Raw genomic sequence first — 19,077 nt, 5'->3', positions numbered from 1 at the left:
TCGTCGATCTTTACCGAGACTTGACCGCAATTCAAGGGGGTTGGTGAATGCCGCTCATCGCGGTGTCCGCCGTCTGGGCGGTGTTCTGGGGGTCCTGGGCGGCTCTGCTGCCTGCCGTGAAGCAGGAGCTCGGCGTCTCGGCGGCGCAGCTCGGCACGGCGCTGAGCGCGGTGCCCGTCGGGGCCCTGCCCGCGATGGCGCTGACCGGCCGGCTGGCCCGCGGGCGCGAGCGCCATGCCCTCATGGCGACGACCGCCCTGTTCGGGCTGGCCGTGGCGGGCCTGGCCGCGGTCACCGCGTACTGGCCGCTCGTGGCCGGGCTGCTGCTGCTCGGCGCGGCCAGCGGGGCGCTCGACGTGGCGCTCAACCTGACCACGGGACGCGTCGAGCGCGAGAGCGGCCGGCGGCTCTTCCAGGCGGTGCACGCGGCCTTCCCGCTCGCGGTCATCGTGGCCGCCCCGCTCACCGGCCTGGCCCGGTCGCTCGGCCTGGACGTCCGGGCCGTGCTGCTGGTGATCGCGGTGCTGGTGGCGGCGACGTCCCTGTCGCTGCCCGCTCTGGCCGTGGGCGGCGGCCGGGCCGCCCCCTCCGGCGACCACCACGCGGGGCGCCGGCTGTGGGGCGTCGCGCTGCTGCTCGGGACGCTGGCCGGATGCGTGCTGGTGATCGAGAACGCCGTCGAGCAGTGGTCGGTGCTCCTGCTGGAGGAGCACCGGGCCGCCACGCCGCTCATGGCGAGCCTGGCTCCCTCGGTCTACATGGCCGCGCTCACGGCCGGCCGGATCGCCGCGCAGACCCTGCCTCCGGTGCCCCTGCGCGCGCTGTACCTGGTCGCCGGGGTGGGCGGCGCGGCCGGGATCGGCCTGGCCGGGCTCGGTGACGGCGTGCCGCTGTCGATGGCGGGCTTCGCCCTGACCGGGCTGGCGCTCGGGCCGCTGGTGCCCGCGCTGCTCAGCCGCTCGGCCGCCGACGACCCGACCGGGACGCTGGTGTGGGGCGTCTCGATGGTCTCCTACGCCGGGTTCGTCGTCAGCCCGCTGCTGGTGGCGGGGCTGACCGGACCGTTCGGGCTGCCCGTCGCGCTCGCCGCGCTGGGCATCCTGGGGCTGCCGCTGATCGTACGGTTCGTCATCATCGATGGGGACTCGGCGTGAATATGGTGTTTCGTTGGGGAAAGCGCACCACGGTTCGGGGTATTGCCCCAGGTGATTCGGACGTGAAGAGGGGATCACCATGGCCGTCTGCGACAACTGCGGCAACGACTACGACATGGCCTTCGAGGTGCACGCGCAGGGGGCCGTGCACACCTTCGACTGCTTCCAGTGCGCGATCGAGGCCATGGCGCCGATCTGCGAGCACTGCGGCACCAAGGTCATCGGGCACGGCGTCCAGTCGGGCGAGCACTGGTACTGCTGCGCCCACTGCGCCCGCGAGGAGGGCAACAAGGGCATCGTCGACCGGGTGATGGCGAGCTCGTCCGCCTGACCGGACGGCGTCAGGCCGGGCCCAGCAGCGATCGCACGCGGCTCAGGGCGCGGTCGAGCGCGTCCTGAGGCACCGGCGCGGCCAGGTCGAGGGTGATGGCGCCGTTCTTCGCCTCCCACAGCCCGGCCACCCGGCCCTCGTGCACCACGACGGGCGAGATCCAGCCCGCCTGGCGGCTGACCTTGGGCTTGAGCGACGGCGGGACGAGCGGGGCGAGCGTCCGCGGCGCCCCCAGGATGAACTGGTCGAAGCCCGGCAGCAGGTGGACCTCCTGCGAGGGCCGGGTGGCGGCCAGCTCGTCGGCGTGCTCGGCCAGCGCGTACAGGGTCGTGCCGTCGTCGGCCCTCACCTCCACCAGCTCCGGGGCCAGGCCCTTGACCCACGCCTTGAGCACCGCCTTCCTGGCCACGCCGCCGAACAGCCAGGTGTCGAACATCTCCGGCGTGGCCGGCCCGTGGGCCCCCAGGAACGCCCGCAGCACCCGCACGCCCGCCTCCTCCTGGCCGGGCAGCTCCCCAGGCCAGCCCGGCACCCACGATCGCGGCGCGGTGAAGGTCACCTTGCCCTCGCGGGGCGGCCCGTAGCACAGCTCGCCCAGGCGGCTCAGCGGCTTGAGCAGCGCTCCCCATCCGGACGTCAGCGCCTCGCGGAGATGGGCGTCGCCGGTCAGCGCCACGATCGCGTCGACCAGCTCCTCGCGGGTCAGCGGCGCACCCTTCAGCGCCTCGGGAACGGCCTCGATGACGGCCTCGATCTCCGCGGCGGTCACGCCGTGCCCGCGCTGCCAGGAGCCCTTCTCCCAGAAGCGCAACGTGCTCAGCGCCGCGCACAGGCCGGCCAGCTCGTCGGCGGGCACCAGGTGGAGGGTGCCGCGCATGAGCCAGGTCTTGACCAGGGTCCGATCGCTCCACAGGGCCCGGTCGATCTCACCGGGGTCGGGCCGGGCGCTCCTGACCGCCACCGCGAGCTGGGCCGAGGAGGCGACCTGCGCCTGCACCCCGCACAGCCGGCGGGCCACCGACACCGCGTCCGGCCCGTCGGCCGCCGCCACGAACTGCCTGCGCAGCCGCCAGGAGAGGATCTGCGGCCAGGTGAGCTCCATCGTCATGCGTCACTTCTACCGCCTCCCACCGACGTTCCGCACATTGGGCGAAAAAAGGGGATATGAGAGGATCAAGCGTGCCTCTCGACGGTCATCTTCTCGCGCTGTTCGCGGTCACCACCATCGTGGCGATGATCACGCCCGGCCCCGACATGCTGTTCGTCCTGGGCTGCGGGATGCGGGGCGGCCCCAGGGCCGGGCTGCTGGCCACGGCCGGGGTGGCGACCAGCGAGGCGATCCACGTCGCCGTGGCCGCCGCGGGGCTGGCCGCGCTCTTCGCGGCCGTGCCGGTCGCCTTCACCGTCGTACGGATCGGCGGCGCCGCGTACCTGATCTACCTGGGCGTGCGGATGTTGCGGGACCGCAAGGGCGGGGTGAGCGACATGCCCGAGCCGGGCACCGGGATGTCCGGCCGCCGGGCCTACCTGAGCGGCCTGCTGACGAACCTGCTCAACCCCAAGATGGTCACCTTCACCGTCGCCTTCCTCCCGCAGTTCGTCGATCCGGGGCTGGGGCGGATGTGGCTGCAGTTCGCCGTGCTCGGCGCCGTCCTGATCGCCTTCGAGTTCGTCGTGGACGGCGCGGTGGGCGTGCTGGCCGGGCGCATCGGCGGATGGCTGCGCCGCAGCGCCGTCGCCCGCCGCCGGGTGAACACGGCGACGGGCGGCATCTTCGTCGGGCTCGGCGTGAAGCTCGCCGTGGAGCGTTGAACGCCGGTCAGCCGGTGAAGCCGATGTCCTCGTAGCGCAGGTCGTAGAAGCCGCGCGCGCCGACGTTGGCCAGCGTCTGCTTGGCCGCCACGTTCTGCGGACGCTGGTAGAGCGGCAGGACGTTGACCAGCTTCCAGATCAGCCCGTCGGCTTCGTTCGTCTGGGTGCGGGCGCCGGCCGGGTCGAGGTTCTGGGCCGCCTTGTCCATGGCCTGGTCGATCTCCGGCGAGCCGGTACGGCCGAAGTTGGCGTTCCACGTCTTGCCGTTCGCCGAGTTCGCGTAGATCCCGTAGCTGCTCGAAATCGGATAAGGCGTCCCGATGTAGGCGAAGGGCGTGATGTCGAAGTTGCCGGGGATGACGTACTTGGTGAAGAAGTCGTCGCTCGGCACCGCCTTGATGGTGAGCTTGACCCCGATCTGGGCCAGCATGTTCTGGGCCAGCTCACCCTCGGACTTGCTGAGCTGCACCCCGGACGGCACCACGAACCGCAGGTCGAGCGGCTGCCCGTTCTTCTGCCTGACGGCCCCGTTCAGCTTCCAGCCGGCCGCGTCGAGCATTTGCTTGGCGCGTTCGGGGTTGTAGACGCCGAGACTTCCGGCGTTGTCCAGGTAGCCCTCCTGGGTGTTCATGAAGAAGTGGTTGTTCAGCAGCGCGATCGGCCAGTCGAGCCCCTGCAGGTCGGACTGCGCGATGGCCTGCCGGTTGATGCCGAGCTGGATGGCCTGGCGCACGTTCACGTCCTTGAGCGGCTCGCTCGACCCGTTGAAGGTGAAGTGCCGGAAGTCGGGCCCGGCGGCCTGGCGCACCTGGGCGCCCTGCGTGGCCCTGGCCCGCGCGTAGTCGGGCGCCGACGGCCCGACGTCGATGAGGTCGAGCTCCCCGTTGCTGAACGCGCCGATCAGTGAGTCCTGCTCCGAGGCCCGGTAGATGATCTGGTCGAGCTTGGCCCGGTTGCCCCACCAGGCGTCGTCGCGGACGATCGTGATCGTCTTGGCCGTCTGGTCGAAGCCCTTGAACTTGAACGGCCCGGCGGTCACCGGGATCTTGTTCAGCCACGCGGTGTTGAAGGCCTGCGGTGTCCGGTTCGTGGCGGCCGGCAGCAGCGGCCCGAACAGCGACTGCCAGTCGCCGAACGGCTTGGCGAAGGTGACCTTCACCTCGTGGTCGTCCTTGCCCCGCTCGACCTTCTCGATGTCCTGGTAGCCGGTGGCCGAGACGATGTGGAACTCGGGGTTGCGGCCGTTGAGCGCCTGCCACTGGGCCTGGTAGTCGGCCCAGGTGATCGGCTGCCCGTCCGACCACTTGGCCTTGGGGTTGAGCGTGTAGGTGACCACCTGCTTCGGGCTCTGGTCGGTGACCTTGGCGTCGAGTACGTAGTCGGGATCGACGGTGATCTCCGCCTTCTCGTCGGAGACGAACGGCGAGGGCAGCAACGCGTTGCTGATCACGGCCGCCACCGCCAGGTTGCCGTCGACGTGGTTCCGGTTCCACTGGCTGGGGAACTCGTTGATGCCCCAGCGCAGCGTGCCGCCGTCCTTGACCTTGTCGCGCGGCTGCGGGTTGATGTCGAAGGCCTTGATGGTCTTGTGCGCGCCTTCCGTGCCGCTCGCCGAGCCGCCCCCCGAGCCGCCGCCGCCACAGCTCACCAGCGACAGCGAGCCGGTCACGGCGACGGCCACGACAAGACGTGAAGCTTTCATCGAGCGCATTCCTCCTGATCTAGACGACGTCGAGCCTCTCGGCGTAATGGCAGGCCGCGCCCTGGTCGTCGCCCACCGGCAGCACCTCGGGCTCGACGTCCACGCAGAGCGCGCGCTCGTCGTGGGTGAGCACCGAGCGGAACTTCGGGCAGCGGGTGCGGAAGCGGCAGCCGGTCGGAGGGTGGGCCGGGCTGGGCAGGTCGCCTTCGAGCAGGATGCGCTCGCGTACGCGCTCACGCGCCGGGTCGGGCAGCGGGATCGCCGACAGCAGAGCCTGCGTGTACGGATGCGCCGGAGCCCCGTAGACCGCGTCTACCTGCCCGATCTCGGCGATCCTGCCCAAATACATGACCGCCACCCGGTCGGCGATGTACCGCACCACCGCCAGGTCGTGCGCGACGAACAGGTACGACAGCCCGAGCCTGGACCGCAGCGAGCCGAGCAGGTTGATGATCCCGGCCTGGATCGACACGTCGAGCGCGGAGACCGGCTCGTCCAGCACCAGCAGCCTGGGCTCCAGCGCCAGCGCCCTGGCGATGCCGATGCGCTGGCGCTGGCCGCCGGAGAAGTCCTGGGGGTAGCGGGCGGCGTGCGCCGGGTCGAGGCCCACCAGGGCGAGCAGCTCGCCCACCCGCCGGCCCGGCCGGCGCTCGCCGTGGGTGCGCAGCGGCTCGGCCAGGATGTCGTAGACCGTCATGCGCGGGTCGAGCGAGGCCATCGGGTCCTGGAAGACGACCTGCATGTCCCGCCGGATCGCGGTGCGCCCGGCGCCGTCCAGCCGGGCGGTGTCGCGGCCGAGCACGACCACGCGCCCCTCCTGCGGCGGGACCAGCTCCAGGATCTGGGTGAGCGTGGTGGTCTTGCCGCTGCCCGACTCGCCGACCAGGCCCAGCGTCTCGCCCCGGCGGATGTCGAAGCTGACGCCCGCCACCGCGTGCACCGTGCCGACCCTGCGCTTGAACAGCGCCCCCTTGAGCAGCGGGTAGTCCTTGACCAGGCCGTCGACCTCCAGCACCGGCTGCTCGGCGCGCACCGCGGGGGCGACGGGCTCCCCGGCCGCGTGGCGGCCCGGGCCCTGAGGGCGGACGATCTCCCAGCGGATGCACGCCGCCCGGTGGCCCGTCGCCACCTCGAACAGCGGCGGCTCGGCCTCGTCGCACTCGTGGATCTTCAGCGGGCAGCGCGGCGCGAACGGGCAGCCCGGCGGCAGCGCCGCGGGGGAGGGCGGGTTCCCGGCGATCGGCAGCAGCGGCTGACGGCCGCCGCGGTCGACCCGCGGGATCGAGGCCAGCAACCCCGCCGTGTACGGCATGCGCATCCGGTAGTAGATGTCGTCGACGCCGCCCACCTCGACCGGGCGCCCGGCGTACATGACCAGGACCCGGTCGGCGAAGCCGGCCACCACGCCGAGGTCGTGCGTGATCATGATGATCGCCGCGCCGGTCTTCCGCTGGGCCTTCTTCAGCACCTCCAGCACCTGCGCCTGGATGGTCACGTCGAGCGCGGTGGTGGGCTCGTCGCAGATGATCACGTCGGGCTCGTTGGCGATGGCCATCGCGATCATCACGCGCTGCCGCATGCCGCCGGAGAACTCGTGCGGGAAGGCGAGCGCCCGCTCGCTCGGCGACGGGATGCCGACCAGCTCCAGCAGCTCGACGGCCTTGACCGCGGCGTTCTCCTTGCTCACCCGCTGGTGGACGCGGACGGCCTCGGCGATCTGGTCGCCCACCCGGTAGACGGGCGTGAGCGCCGACAGCGGGTCCTGGAACACCATCGACACGGTCTTGCCGCGGAAGCGGGTCAGCTCCCGCTCGGAGGCGCCGATCAGCTCCTTGCCGTGCAGCCGCACCGACCCGGTGACCCGGGCGCTCGGCGGCAGCAGGCCCATGACCGCGGCCGAGGTGACCGACTTGCCCGACCCGGACTCGCCCACGATGCCCAGCACCTCGCCCGGGCTCACCGAGTAGGTGACCCCGCGCACCGCGCGCACGTCGCCGAAGGACACGTGCAGGTCGCTGACCTCCAGGACGGGGTTCGCCGCCGGCCTCATCGCCGCGCCGCCGGGTCGAAGGCGTCGCGCAGCGCGTCGCCCATGAGGTTGACCGCCAGCACGGTGACCACCAGCAGCCCGGCCACGAACCAGAACGTCCAGGGCGCGTAGACCGCCGTGCGGGAGCCGTCGGCGATCAGCGTGCCGAAGGACACGTCGGGCGGCTGGATGCCGAACCCGAAGTACGACAGCGAGGTCTCGGTCAGGATGGCCGCGCTGACGTTGAGCGTGGCGTCGACGATGAGCAGCGAGGACAGGTTGGGGATCACGTGCCGGAAGATGATCCGCACCGGCGGCACCCCCATGAAACGGGCGGCCTGGATGTACTCGCGCTCCTTCAGCGAGATCGTCATCCCCCGGACGATCTTCGAGGTCACCATCCACAGGAACAGCGCCAGCATGACCACGAACAGCACCCACTGCCCGGCCCCGAACAGCGGCGACATGATCGCCAGGATGAGGAACGCGGGCAGCACGAGCAGCAGGTCGGTCACCCAGCTCAGCGCCCGGTCGGTCCAGCCCAGGAAGTAGCCGGAGAAGGCGCCCACCACGGCCGCCACCGCCGTGGACACCAGCGCCGCCAGCAGGCCCACGATCAGCGACTTCTGCATGCCGCGCAGCGTCACCGCGTAGACGTCGGCGCCCGTCTGGAGCGTTCCGAACCAGTGCCGCGGCGAGGGCGGCTGCAGGAACGCCGTGAAGTCCTTGTCGGCGTAGGACCACGGGCTGAACAGCGGCCCGGCGAACGCCAGCAGGAACATCAGCGCCAGCACCGCGAACCCGATCAGCCCCTGCGGTGAGCGGAAGAACCGCCCGGCCACCACCCGCAGCCGCGACGGCGCCCGGCCCAGGTCGCCGGTCAGCTCCTCCGCCAGCTCCTCGTCGGAGAGCGTCATCACGCCCGCACCCTGGGGTCGAGCGCGGCGTGCAGCAGGTCGGAGGCGAGCGCGGCGCACAACACGGCCACCGCGGCCAGGAAGGAGATCGCCGCCACGGTGTTGACGTCGTTGGTGAAGATCGAGTTGATCAGCTGCTCGCCCAGCCCGTGCCAGCCGAAGATCTTCTCGGTGAAGGTGGCCCCGGTCAGCAGGGTGCCGAACGTGAAGGCGAAGTAGGTGGCCACCGGGATCAGCGCGGTGCGCAGCGCGTGGCGGGTCAGCGCCCGGCCCCTGCTCAGCCCCTTGGCCCTGGCCGTGCGGACGAAGTCGGCGCCGAGCACGTCGAGCATCATGTTGCGCTGGTAGCGGCTGAAGACCGCGACCAGGCCGACGGACAGCGAGATCGTCGGCAGGATCAGGTGTTGCACCCGGTCGAGCACGTAGCCCCAGAACCCGGTCTGCAGGCCGGCGCTGTACTCGCCGCTGACCAGCAGCACCTGGCGGCCGAAGAGGTTGTCGTTGGCCCAGGCGCCGGCCAGGATCAGCATGTTGGCCAGCACCACGACCGGCACCGCGAGCACGACGAACGACAGGCCCGTGGAGAGCCGGTCGAACCAGCCGTACTGCCGCACCGCCGCGTACGCGCCCACCAGCACCCCCAGCAGGCTTCCGAACAGCAGCCCCAGGATGACCAGCCGGAACGTGACCCCCATCCGCCGCCGAAGGTCCTCGTTCACGGGCGAGCCGGTGACGGTCTTGCCGAAGTCGCCGTGCAGCACGCCCGCGGCCCAGGTGGCGTAGCGCTGCAGCAGCGGGGTCTTGTCGTTGAGGTTGAGCGCGGTGAGCTGGGCGTCGACGACGGCGGGCGGCGGTTTCGGGGTGCGGTCGGCGTAGTTGGAACGCGGGTCGAGCGCCCCGGCGGCCAGCAGGTACGCCAGACTCGCGGCCACGCCGACCAGCACCACGTAGTTGAGCAGCCTGCGGGCCAGGAACCCCGCCATCGTCCCCCTCCCGGACGCGCACGATAGGTAGTCATACTGCTACACGCAGCAGCATCGTGGCGCGGGGAAATGCCAAAGAGGGGTTAACGTCCGGAAAGTTCGTCCACGGCGGTGCGCACGTCGTCGCTGGTGATCGTCGTGAGGTCGGCGGCGCTGGCCGACCCGCCGCCCGACGCGTGGGCGGCCAGGCGCACGTCACGGCGCATCGCGGCCCGTTCGAACAACGAGCGGGCGAAGCGGCCGTTGCCCAGGCCGTCGATCAGCCGTTCCTCGCACACCCAGGCGAACACCTCGTCGAGGTCGCGCAGGGCCTGCTCGTCGAAGCTGTCGCCGGCCTTGCCGGCCAGCAGCACCGCGATCTGCGACAGCTCGCGCGGCGAGTAGCTGGGGAAGGCCACGCGCTGGTTGAACCGGCTGGCCAGGCCCGGGTTGGTGGCCAGGAAGGAGTCCATCTCGCGCGAGTAGCCGGCCAGCACGATGACCAGCCGGTCGCGGTCGTCCTCGGCCCGTTTGAGCAGCGTCTGGACGGCCTCGGAGCCGAAGGCGTCGCCGCCCGCGTAACCGGGGTTGACCAGGCTGTAGGCCTCGTCGATGAACAGCACGCCGCCGAGCGCCCGGTCGACCAGCTCGTTGGTCTTGATCGCGGTCGCGCCGAGGTGCTGGCCGACCAGGTCGGCCCGGTGGGCCTCGACGACGTCGGGCCTGGCCAGCAGGCCGAGCGCGGCGAAGACGCGGCCGAGCACCCGCGCGACGGTGGTCTTGCCGGTGCCGGGCGGCCCGGCGAAGACGAAGTGCCGCATCTGGGGCGGCGTGGGCAGCCCGCGCTCCTGCCGCATGCGGGCCACCTGGAGCTGGGCGGCGATGGCGTGCACCTGCCGCTTGACCGGCTCAAGACCGGCCATCGCGTCGAGGTCGGCCAGCGCCTCCTCCAGCGTGGGCGTGGCCACGTAGCCGCGGAAGCGGGCGGTCAGCTCCTCGAACGCCTTGGTCACGTCGGGCGTGGTGGTGGTCACCAGGTCGTGGGTGGTCGGGGTGCCGCCGGCGCCCACCACGCGCACGTCTCTGGCCTGCGCGGCGGCCTCGACCAGGCTGCGCACGAAGCGGGCGTTGCCCAGCTCGTCGACCAGGCCGCGCCGCTGGACGTCCTCGTAGAGGCCGAGCAGGGCGCGCCTGGCGTCGGGGGCCATCGTGTCGCCCCTGCGCCGCTGGAGCACCTCGGTGATCTCGGCCAGCTCGGGGGCGGAGTAGCTGGGGAAGCGCACCCGGGTGGCGAACCTGCTGGCCAGGCCCGGGTTGCTGGACAGGAACGAGGCCATCTCCTGCTCGTAGCCGGCCAGGATGATGATCAGGCGCTCGCGGTCGTCCTCGGCCCGTTTGAGCAGGGTCTGGACGGCCTCGGCGCCGAACCTGTCGGGCTGGCCGTCGGAGGAGTTGACCAGGCTGTAGGCCTCGTCGACGAACAGCACGCCGCCGAGCGCCCGGTCGACCAGCTCGTTGGTCTTGATCGCGGTCGCGCCGAGGAACTCGCCCACCAGGTCGGCCCGCTGCGCCTCGACCACGTAAGGGGTCTCCAGCAGGCCGAACGCGTAGAAGATCTTGGCCAGCGCGCGGGCCACGCTGGTCTTGCCGGTGCCCGGCGGGCCGACGAAGACGAAGTGCCTGGTCGGGCGTTCGGCGGTGTAGCCGGCCTCGGCCCGCAGCCGGGTGGCCTCGATGGAGGCGGCGATCGAGCGGACCTGCTCCTTGACCGGCGCCAGCCCGATCATGCCCTCCAGCTCGGCCAGCGCCTCCTCGACGGAGATCTGCGGCGGCGCGCCCGCCTTGTCGGCCTGCGGCTCGGGCCGGCCCTCGCGGGCGCGCACGCGCACCTGCTGCTCCTCGGCGGACAGCTCGGCCTTGGCCCGCCGCGCCTGGAGGAACCGGTGGACCAGCACGACGACGGCCGCCAGGCAGGCGCCCCAGAGCGCGACGGCGGCCGACACGAAGGAGAGCCCGAAGGCCAGCACCCCGGCCGGCACGAGCGCGGCCAGCGTGGTCACCCACGGCGTGACCCAGCGGATGAGGTGGGCGGCGGCGGCCACGGGCAGGGCCAGCGCGACCATCGCGTGCAGCGCCATGGAGCCCGGGGGGAAGCGCCAGGAGAACAGCGGCAGCGCCAGCACCACCCAGCCGGCCACGACCAGCGCGGTCGCGGCGGCCCGCGGGAAGCGCATGGTCAGCGCCACGAAGGCGAGCGCCATCAGGACGAGGGGGAACGTCTTCAGCAGATCCCAGCCGAGCGCCGCGCCCACGCCCATGACGACGATGAGCAGGACGGCGTAGAGCACCCGGCGCACGGCGGGGGGAATCTGGAAATAACGCAGTCTCACCTGCTCGAACAGATCCCGCGCCGCGGCCCGCCCCGCGGCCTGGGCCCTGTCGGACTCACGCATCACGCCTCCCCGGTCCGCCCCCGGTTATACCGCACCCGACCGACGATTGGGCGGGCCTGACACGCTAGGTGGAGGTCACGAAAAGGGCGATCCGCCGTCCGAGTTCGGTGCCGGCGTCCTCCTGGAGGAAGTGGCCGGCGCCGGCGATCACCGGATGGGACAGCCCGGCCGTGCCCGCGACGGCCTTGAGCATGATGGGCGCCATGCCGCCGGTGATGGGGTCGCCGTCGGAGAAGGCCACCAGGAACGGGCGGTCGAGCGTGGTGAGGATCTGCCAGGCAGCGCGGTTGGCGGGCGCGGCGGGGTCGTCGGGCGTGATCGGCACGAGCTCGGGCAGGGCACGCGGGCCCGCTTTGTACGACTCGTCCGGGAACGGCGCGTCGTAGGCCGCCCGCACCTCGTCGCTGAGGCGCGTCCGGCAGCCCGCCTGGACCAGCCGGGCGATGTCCAGCGTGGGGGCGCCGGCGACGGTGTCCCTGAAGCGGTGCCAGACGTCGGGCATGGGAATGTCACCCGAGGGCAACCCCGTGTTGGCGGCCACGATCCTGGCCACGCGCTCGGGGTGCTCGGCGGCGATCCGAAGCCCGATCAGGCCGCCCCAGTCCTGGCCGACGACGGTGACGCGGTCCAGGGCCAGCGCGTCGAACAGCAGCGCGCGGGTCCACTCGACGTGCCTGGCGTAGGTGTGGTCGGCGGGGTCCACGGGTTTGTCCGAGCGGCCGAAGCCGATCAGGTCGGGGGCGATCGCGCGCAGCCCGGCCGCGGCCAGCTCGCGCATGACGTGGCGGTAGAGGAAGGACCAGCTCGGCTCGCCGTGCAGCAGGACGACCGGCTCGCCGTCCGCGGGGCCGGCCTCGACGTAGGCCATGCGCGGGCCGTCCGGCAGGTCGGCGTGGCGGGGCTCGTAGGGGAAGTCGGGCAGGTTCGCGAAACGCTCTTCGGGGGTGCGCAGGGTCCGCATAGAACAAAACTCTATTCACCGTCGCTGGTGCCTGCCGGGGAACTCGCCGACGAGCACCTGCTTGGGGGTGACGCGCAGCACGTCCGGACCGGCCAGGGCGATGCCGCGCACCTCCACCCAGAACCGCCGCTGCAACGGGTCGGCCGCGAACACCGCGACGCGCGGGTCGGCCGCCACGCCCTCCCACGCCTCGGGCCCGGCGATCAGCCGCAGCTCGCCGGAGGAGGTGACGGACCCGGCCGCGCCCACGACCCGGGGGCCCGCGGGGTCGCCGTAGGACAGGACGAGGCTCCTGGCGTAGGAGAACGCCTGGCGTGCCTCCGAGGTCAGGACCACCGAGGGCGCGCCGCCCATGGGCAGGTCGCACATGACGAGCGAGGCCCGCCAGGGCCCCGGCGCGCCGCGCCACCACGCGCGCAGGGCGCGGGCCGCGAACACCGTCATCGCCGCGGCGAGCGCGCCCACCCCCGCCCGCCAGCCCCAGGCCGACCCCAGCGCGCCGCCGACGGCGCAGCCCAGGGCGGCGAGCGCCACCAGCCCGCCCGCCGCCAGCAGCCAGCCGTCGCCCCCGCGGCGGGCCCGCAGCCAGGCCCGCACCATCGGGAACGGCACCGCCACCGCCGCCACCGCGGCCCGCGGCTCGACCGCCAGCGCCCCGCCGACCAGCGGCACCAGCACCGACCAGGTCCTGATGAGGACGATCCACAACGTCACGCCGGCGTTCCTGGCCGCCGTGCGCTCGCCCGTGACGCGGGCCAGCTCGGCCAGCGCGGGCATCGGCCGCCCCCGCCACGACTCCGCCAGCACCCGGACGACCGTCAGCGCCGGCCACATCAGCACCACGATCCCGGCCAGCCCCGCCCAGACCGGATCCCGCCAGGACGGCGCCGCGTGCGCCGCGCCCAGCAGCAGCCACCCCGCGAACGCCGGCACCGACAACCCGGCCGACACCACGGCCGCGCCCAGCCAGGGATCGCGCCCGGCCATGGCCGGCACGTACGCCCAGACCCCCACCCGCCGCGCCTGCCGGACCGTCAGCGGCACCAGCGCGGCCAGCGCGGCGAACCCGCACCACCGGGCCCACCCCGCGGAGTCGAGGGCCAGCGCGGCCGCCGTGACGGCGATCGTGGCCAGGGCGAGCAGCAGCCGGGCCTGGCGCGCCCACACCTCCAGCGCCCGCCTGGCCCGTCCCGTCTGGCGCGGGTCGACCGGCCAGGCGGGATCGTGGTGCGGGCGCGGACGGTCCCAGCGCAGCAGGCACAGGGCCAGGTTCACGCGGGCCTGCGGATGGGCCGGAGCCGTGGCGAGCGCGGCGCGGTAGGCCCGCCCGGCCCGCGGATGGTCGCCGCGCAGCAGCGCCAGGTCGCCGAGCAGGACCTCGGGGTCGGCCTCCTCGGGGGCGAACCGCGCGGCCAGCGCGGCGTCGGCGACCGCCGCGGGCCAGCGGCCGGGGATCCGGCGGGAGATCGCGGCCAGGCGCAGGCGGGCCGACCAGGAGCCGGGCGCGAGGTCCACCGCGCGTTCTGCCGGGGGGAGGGCGTCGGCGTCGCGGCCCTGGCGCTCGTGGGCCAGGCTGATGAGGCGGCAGGCCCATTCGTCGCCGGGGTCGAGGTCGGCCGCCCGGCGCGCGGCCTCCAGCGCCGATTCGGGACGGCCCGCGTTCAGCCTGGTCAGGGCCTCGGTGCACCACTCGCGTGAGGACTTATCGGAAATATCATCTTTACCGGCACTTCCAGCGTTCCCCACGGCTCCCATGATCGGGTGACGGATGGAGGTTGGGTAGATCCGGACATATGGCTGTATCTCACTAGAGAGGTGGGGGGCCTCGCGGATCGGCCCATACCGCTATGCCGAGCGCCTGGCATGGCCTAAGCTGCCACGCAAGCCGGAGTGGAGAGCCGCGGCAGGAGAGGGCGCGAGACCGCCCCCCGTGAGTTCCCCCGCTTTCGACCGTTCTGCACGTGCAGGCCCTGGTGACCGGATCGGCCTGCAAGGAGGCCCATGACCGTCACCCAGGCCGCACCCCTCGTACGGCGTGCCGATCGCCCGCGACGGGACAACCGCTGGGCCGTCCTCGTGCTGCTCTGCCTGAGCCTGCTGCTGATCACGGTCGACGCCACCGTCCTGCACATCGCGGTGCCCGCGCTCACGGCCGCGCTCGAACCGTCCTCCGTCGAGCTGCTGTGGATCATCGACAGCTATTCGCTCGTCGTCGCGCCGCTGCTCATCGTGTTCGGCACGCTCGGCGACCGCTACGGCCGCAAGCGGCTGGTCCTGGGCGGTTTCGTGCTGTTCGGCGTGGCCTCGGCGGGAGCGGCGTTCGCGCCCACGCCGCTGACCCTGATCCTGGCCAGGGCGCTGCTCGGCGTCGGCGGCGCCATGATCATGCCGGCCACGCTCTCGCTGATCCGCCAGGTGTTCACCGACCGGCGCGAGCGGGCCGTCGCGCTCGGCGTCTGGAGCGCGGTCGCCGCGGCAGGGGCGGCGGTGGGCCCGCTGATCGGCGGCGTGCTGGTCGGCCTCTGGTGGGGCGCGGTCTTCCTGATCAACGTGCCGATCCTGCTGGTGCTGCTGCCGCTGGCCGTCCGGCTGCTGCCGGAGTCGCCGCTGCGCAGGGAACGTCCTTGGGACGCGACGAGCGCCGTGTTGTCGGTGCTCGGCCTGCTCGCCCTGGCCTTCGGGCTGAAGGAGGCCGGGTCGGGGACCCTGCTGCCGTTCTGGGCCTCGGTGCTGGTCTTCCTCGGCGGCGCGGGGCTGCTGGTCGCGTTCGTCCGCCGCCAGTCCCGTCTGCCGGCGCCGCTGCTGGAGCTGGCCCTGTTCCGGCGGCGGGAGTTCACCACCGGCGTGGCCGGCGTGCTGCTGGGCGTGTTCGCGCTGGTCGGGCTCCAGCTCATGCTGGCCCAGTACCTGCAGCTCGTGCTGGGCGACAGCCCGGTGCGCGCGGCGGTCAGGATGTTGCCGCTGGTGCTGTCGGCCGTCACCGGCGGGCTCGCGGCGGCCCACATCCTGCCCAGGATCGGCATGCGCGCCACGATGAGCGGCGGGCTCGGGCTCGTCGCGCTGGCCCTGACGCCCACGCTGGGCTGGGGCGTCGAGGGCCATCCGGTGATGCTGGCGGTCTGCTTCGTGGGCATCGGGTTCGGCGTGCAGGTGGCGCTGCTGGCCGCCTCCGACACGATCATGTCCTCGGTGCCCGAGTCCCGGGCCGGCGGGGCCGCGGCCATCGAGGAGACCGCGTACGAACTGGGCGCGGGCCTCGGCGTCGCCGTGCTGGGCACGATCACCACGCTCGCCTACGCGCCCGCCCTGCCCGCCGTGCCCGGCGTGTCGGCGGGCGGCATGGACCAGGCCAGGCAGTCGCTGGCCGGCGCCGCCCACGTCGCCCGCGAGATCGGCGGCAGCACCGGCGACGCGCTGCTCGACGCCGCACGCTGGGCCTTCGTCAACGCCCTGCACACGACCGTGGTGGTCAGCGTCGTCCTGCTCGGCCTGACCGCCGTCGCGGTGGCCATGCTGCTCAGCCGTGATTGAGGTGTGCCGTGCCCCGGACAGGGCAGACAAATATCGTGAAACAGGCCCTGCGTGATGTCGCCGCCTTAGTCGCCCGCGTCGGCGTGGGCGGCATCTTCTTCGCCAACGGCTGGACCAAGCTGGAGGACGGGCTCACCGCCACCGGCGCGAAGTTCCTCCAGCAGGGCGCGCCCGCTCCTGGCGCGTGGGCCACGGTCACCATGCTCACCGAGCTGATCGGCGGAGCGCTGCTGATCGCCGGGCTGGGGGTCGCCGTCACCGGGCTGATCCTGTTCGCCGAGGCGCTGGGCGTCTTCCTGGTGGCCCCGCCGCTCAACCCCATCAGCATGAACGAGCTGATCCTGCTCGGGGCGGCCGCCATCCTGCTCGCCGTCGTGGGCGCCGGACGGCTGTCGGTCGACCACATGGTGGTGATCCGCAGGCGGGAGACGGAGGCGGCCAACGAGTTCGCCGCCGACGCCGAGGCCGACCGGGTCATCGCCTCCCTGCGCGACGCCGACGCACCGGCCCGCCAGTCGAGACCGGCCGAGGATGCCGATCCGCCCGCCCGTCAGTCGAAGCCGGCCGAGGACGCCGTCCCGCCCGCCCGCCGGTCGAGACCGGCCGAGGACGCCGTCCCCGAGGAGGCCGGTCAGCAGGCCGGGGACGCGCCCTCGCCCATGACCGACACCATGCCGCACCCCCGGACCCGCACGCGCCCCGCCGGCCCGCCGGCCACCGAGGAACCCGCGCCGGCCCCCGTGCCCGGCGACACGCTGGTGGCGGGCCGCAAGAAGCCCGCGCCCCGCGGACGCCGTCCCTCAGCGGACGGCTGAGCGCGCGGGCACGCGCAGCGCGCCCTGGGTGAGCGCGATGGCCAGCAGGATGACCAGCGCGCCCACCGGCTGGTTCCAGGTGATCGTCTCGTCGAGCAGCAGCACGCCGGAGGCCACCGCGAACACCGGCAGCAGGTACGTCACCGTCGAGGTCGTCGTCACGCCCGCCTGGGCCTGGACCCGGTACAGCAGCAGGTAGGCCACGCCCGTGCCGAGGCCGCCGAGGCCCAGCAGGCTCCACCAGACCTCGGCGGGCGCCGCGGTGTCCACCAGCGGCACGCCCGCCACCAGCGTGATCACCGCGAGCTGGGCCGCGCCGGTCAGGAGCTGCCCCGCGGCCAGCACCACCGGCGGCTCGGACCGCCGCCCGGTGATGAAGCGCCCCATGTACGCCCCGCCGACCCCGTAGCACAGCGCCGCCCCGAAGCAGGCCAGGCTGCCGCCGAGCTGCCCGCCCGCCATGGGCTGCCACACCCCGAGCACCACCATGACGCCGGCGAACCCGAGACCGAGCCCGGCCGCCCGCGCGGCGGTCGCCCGCTCGGCGCGCAGCACCAGCGTGAAGGCCAGGGTGCACAGCGGCGTGGTGGCGTTCCAGATCGCGGCGACAACGGAGGAGACGTACTGCTCGCCGTAGGCGAACAGGGTGAAGGGCAGCGTGGTGAGCACGACGGAGGCGATCTGGAAGTGCCCCCACAGCCGCGGGTCGCGGGGGAGCGGCCGCCTGGTCACCGCGAGCGCGACCAGCAGGGTCGCCGCGCCGACCGCCATGCGGCCGAACGACACCTGCAGCGGGTGCAGCGCGCCGACGGCGATCTTGATGAAGAAGAAACTGTTGCCCCAGATGGCGGCCAGCAGCAGGAACGCGGGCAGCCACCTCCCCGTGGCCTCGCTGCGCACGTACGCCTCCTGTAGATGAACCATCGAGGAGCGTAGCGGTCACAACCGACAATTGGGAGAAGTCACATGTCGGCGGTGAGCCGGGCCACCACCCGCATCTTGTTCATCGCGTCCAGCGCCGCCACCTTGTACGACTCCGCCAGCGTCGGATAGTTGAACACCGCGTTGACCAGGTAGTCGACGGTCCCGCCGCAGCCCATCACGGTCTGGCCGATGTGCACCAGCTCGGTGGCTCCCGTGCCGAACACGTGCACGCCGAGCAGCCGCCGGTCCTCCGAGGAGACCAGCAGCTTGAGCATCCCGTACGAGTCGCCGATGATCTGCCCCCTGGCCAGCTCCCGGTAGCGCGAGATGCCCACCTCGAACGGGATCCGGTCGCGGGTCAGCTCGTCCTCCGACCTCCCGACGAAGCTGATCTCGGGGATCGTGTAGATGCCGATGGGCGGCAGCTCCCGCAGCTCCGCCACGGGTTCGCCGCAGGCGTGCTGGGCGGCCACCCGGCCCTGCTCCATCGAGGTGGCGGCCAGCGCCGGGAAGCCGATCACGTCGCCGACCGCGTAGATGTGCGGCACGGCCGTGGCGTAGTGCTCGTCCACCCGGATCCGGCCGCGGTCGTCGGCGGCCAGCCCGGCGGCCTCCAGGTTCAGCTCGGCCGTCCTGCCCTGGCGTCCGGCCGAGTACATGACGCAGTCGGCGGGGATGCGCTTGCCGCTCTCCAGCAGGGTCAGCGCGCCGCGCGGGCGGCGTTCGACGGCGGCGACGTGCTCGCCGAAGCGGAAGGTCACCGCCAGGTCGCGCAGGTGGTACTTGAGCGCCTCGACGATCTCCAGGTCGCAGAACTCCAGCATGCGCTCGCGCCGTTCGACCACGGTCACCTTGGTGCCGAGGGCGGCGAACATGGAGGCGTACTCGATGCCGATGACCCCGGCGCCGACCACGACCATGGTCTCGGGCACCCGGTCCAGGTGCAGGATCGCGTCGGAGTCGATGACCGTGCGCTCGTCGAACTGCACGCTGTCCGGGCGGGCGGGGGAGGTGCCGGTGGCGATCACGATCCGGTCGGCGGTGACCTTGCGCTCCTCGTCGCCGCTGATCCCGATGGTGTGCGGGTCGAGGAAACGTCCGGTGCCGGGCAGGACCGTGACGTGGTTGCGGCCGAGCTGGCTGCGGATCACCTGGATCTCGCGGCCGATCACGTGCTGGGTGCGCATCCCGAGGTCGGCGACCGTGATCTCGTCCTTGACGCGGTAGCTGGCGCCGTACAGCTCCCGCTGGTTGAGGCCGGTGAGGTAGAGGACCGCCTCGCGCAGCGTCTTGGACGGGATCGTGCCGGTGTTGATGCAGACGCCGCCGATCATGTTCCGTTTCTCGACCATGGCGACGCGCCGGCCCAGCTTCGCCGCCGCGATGGCGGCCTTCTGCCCGCCGGGACCGGAGCCGAGCACCAGCACGTCGTAGTCCGCCACATCGCCCAGTGTGAGCGCGCGGGGTTACCGGCGGAAGACCCGTC

General features: G+C 72.7%; 15 protein-coding genes. 5 read left to right on the top strand and 10 right to left on the bottom strand.

Translation table 11 applies throughout. From position 1 onward, the window contains the following. Positions 1-47: 47 nt before the first annotated feature. A complete protein-coding gene (locus ACWCSD_RS02975) occupies positions 48-1,154 on the top strand; it encodes an MFS transporter (protein ID WP_449912684.1) in 1,107 nt (368 codons plus the stop codon). A gap of 79 nt (positions 1,155-1,233) precedes the next feature. Further along, on the top strand, positions 1,234-1,485 hold the full coding sequence (locus ACWCSD_RS02970) for a hypothetical protein (RefSeq protein ID WP_352326656.1): 252 nt from the start codon (positions 1,234-1,236) through the stop codon (positions 1,483-1,485). Positions 1,486-1,495: 10 nt separating this feature from the next. Here ACWCSD_RS02970 and ACWCSD_RS02965 read toward each other — a convergent pair whose 3' ends face one another. Beyond that, positions 1,496-2,593, bottom strand: coding sequence for a winged helix DNA-binding domain-containing protein (locus ACWCSD_RS02965; RefSeq protein ID WP_449912681.1), 1,098 nt, complete (start codon positions 2,591-2,593; stop codon positions 1,496-1,498). 71 nt (positions 2,594-2,664) lie between these two features. Here ACWCSD_RS02965 and ACWCSD_RS02960 point away from each other — a divergent pair, with 71 nt between their 5' ends. Continuing rightward, complete coding sequence (locus tag ACWCSD_RS02960) at positions 2,665-3,297, top strand: LysE family translocator (protein ID WP_364329247.1); 633 nt, start codon at positions 2,665-2,667, stop codon at positions 3,295-3,297. Between the two features lie 7 nt (positions 3,298-3,304). Here the strand turns inward: ACWCSD_RS02960 and ACWCSD_RS02955 are convergent, their stop codons facing one another. The 7 genes from ACWCSD_RS02955 to ACWCSD_RS02925 form a co-directional block, all read right to left on the bottom strand. Beyond that, positions 3,305-4,999: an ABC transporter family substrate-binding protein gene (locus ACWCSD_RS02955; protein WP_397163243.1), complete on the bottom strand. Its 1,695-nt coding sequence runs from the start codon at positions 4,997-4,999 to the stop codon at positions 3,305-3,307. A 19-nt stretch (positions 5,000-5,018) separates the two neighbouring features. Further along, positions 5,019-7,049: a dipeptide ABC transporter ATP-binding protein gene (locus ACWCSD_RS02950; RefSeq protein WP_449912678.1), complete on the bottom strand. Its 2,031-nt coding sequence runs from the start codon at positions 7,047-7,049 to the stop codon at positions 5,019-5,021. Then, the gene (locus ACWCSD_RS02945; protein WP_397163246.1) at positions 7,046-7,945 is read right to left on the bottom strand and encodes an ABC transporter permease; all 900 of its coding nucleotides are present in this window, start codon (positions 7,943-7,945) and stop codon (positions 7,046-7,048) included. Before ACWCSD_RS02945 ends, ACWCSD_RS02950 begins: the two co-directional genes overlap by 4 nt. Further along, positions 7,945-8,928 (bottom strand): ABC transporter permease, encoded by a 984-nt coding sequence (locus ACWCSD_RS02940; RefSeq protein ID WP_358284224.1) that lies wholly within the window; start codon positions 8,926-8,928, stop codon positions 7,945-7,947. The genes ACWCSD_RS02945 and ACWCSD_RS02940 overlap by 1 nt, the downstream gene beginning before the upstream one ends. An 83-nt stretch (positions 8,929-9,011) precedes the next feature. Further along, the gene (locus ACWCSD_RS02935) at positions 9,012-11,360 is read right to left on the bottom strand and encodes an AAA family ATPase (RefSeq protein WP_397163247.1); all 2,349 of its coding nucleotides are present in this window, start codon (positions 11,358-11,360) and stop codon (positions 9,012-9,014) included. A 64-nt stretch (positions 11,361-11,424) separates the two neighbouring features. Then, positions 11,425-12,321, bottom strand: a complete 897-nt coding sequence (locus ACWCSD_RS02930) for a haloalkane dehalogenase (protein ID WP_449912674.1) — start codon at positions 12,319-12,321, stop codon at positions 11,425-11,427. A gap of 15 nt (positions 12,322-12,336) precedes the next feature. Continuing rightward, entirely contained in the window at positions 12,337-14,076 is a 1,740-nt protein-coding gene (locus ACWCSD_RS02925) for a hypothetical protein (RefSeq protein ID WP_449912672.1), read from the bottom strand. 246 nt (positions 14,077-14,322) lie between these two features. Here ACWCSD_RS02925 and ACWCSD_RS02920 point away from each other — a divergent pair, with 246 nt between their 5' ends. Together ACWCSD_RS02920 and ACWCSD_RS02915 are read left to right on the top strand one after the other, a co-directional pair. After that, positions 14,323-15,852, top strand: a complete 1,530-nt coding sequence (locus tag ACWCSD_RS02920) for an MFS transporter (RefSeq protein ID WP_358284233.1) — start codon at positions 14,323-14,325, stop codon at positions 15,850-15,852. A gap of 35 nt (positions 15,853-15,887) precedes the next feature. Then, a complete protein-coding gene (locus ACWCSD_RS02915) occupies positions 15,888-16,667 on the top strand; it encodes a DoxX family membrane protein (RefSeq protein ID WP_397163253.1) in 780 nt (259 codons plus the stop codon). Here ACWCSD_RS02915 and ACWCSD_RS02910 read toward each other — a convergent pair. After that, positions 16,653-17,591: a DMT family transporter gene (locus ACWCSD_RS02910; protein ID WP_397163254.1), complete on the bottom strand. Its 939-nt coding sequence runs from the start codon at positions 17,589-17,591 to the stop codon at positions 16,653-16,655. The genes ACWCSD_RS02915 and ACWCSD_RS02910 overlap by 15 nt on opposite strands. Positions 17,592-17,629: 38 nt before the next feature. After that, positions 17,630-19,033: a Si-specific NAD(P)(+) transhydrogenase gene (sthA, locus tag ACWCSD_RS02905; protein WP_358284239.1), complete on the bottom strand. Its 1,404-nt coding sequence runs from the start codon at positions 19,031-19,033 to the stop codon at positions 17,630-17,632. Between the last annotated feature and the right edge of the window lie 44 nt (positions 19,034-19,077).

Source organism: Nonomuraea sp. NPDC001684 (assembly GCF_053596515.1).
The sequence above is the reverse complement of the archived record's forward strand: the minus strand, read 5'-3'. Positions and strand labels throughout refer to the sequence as shown.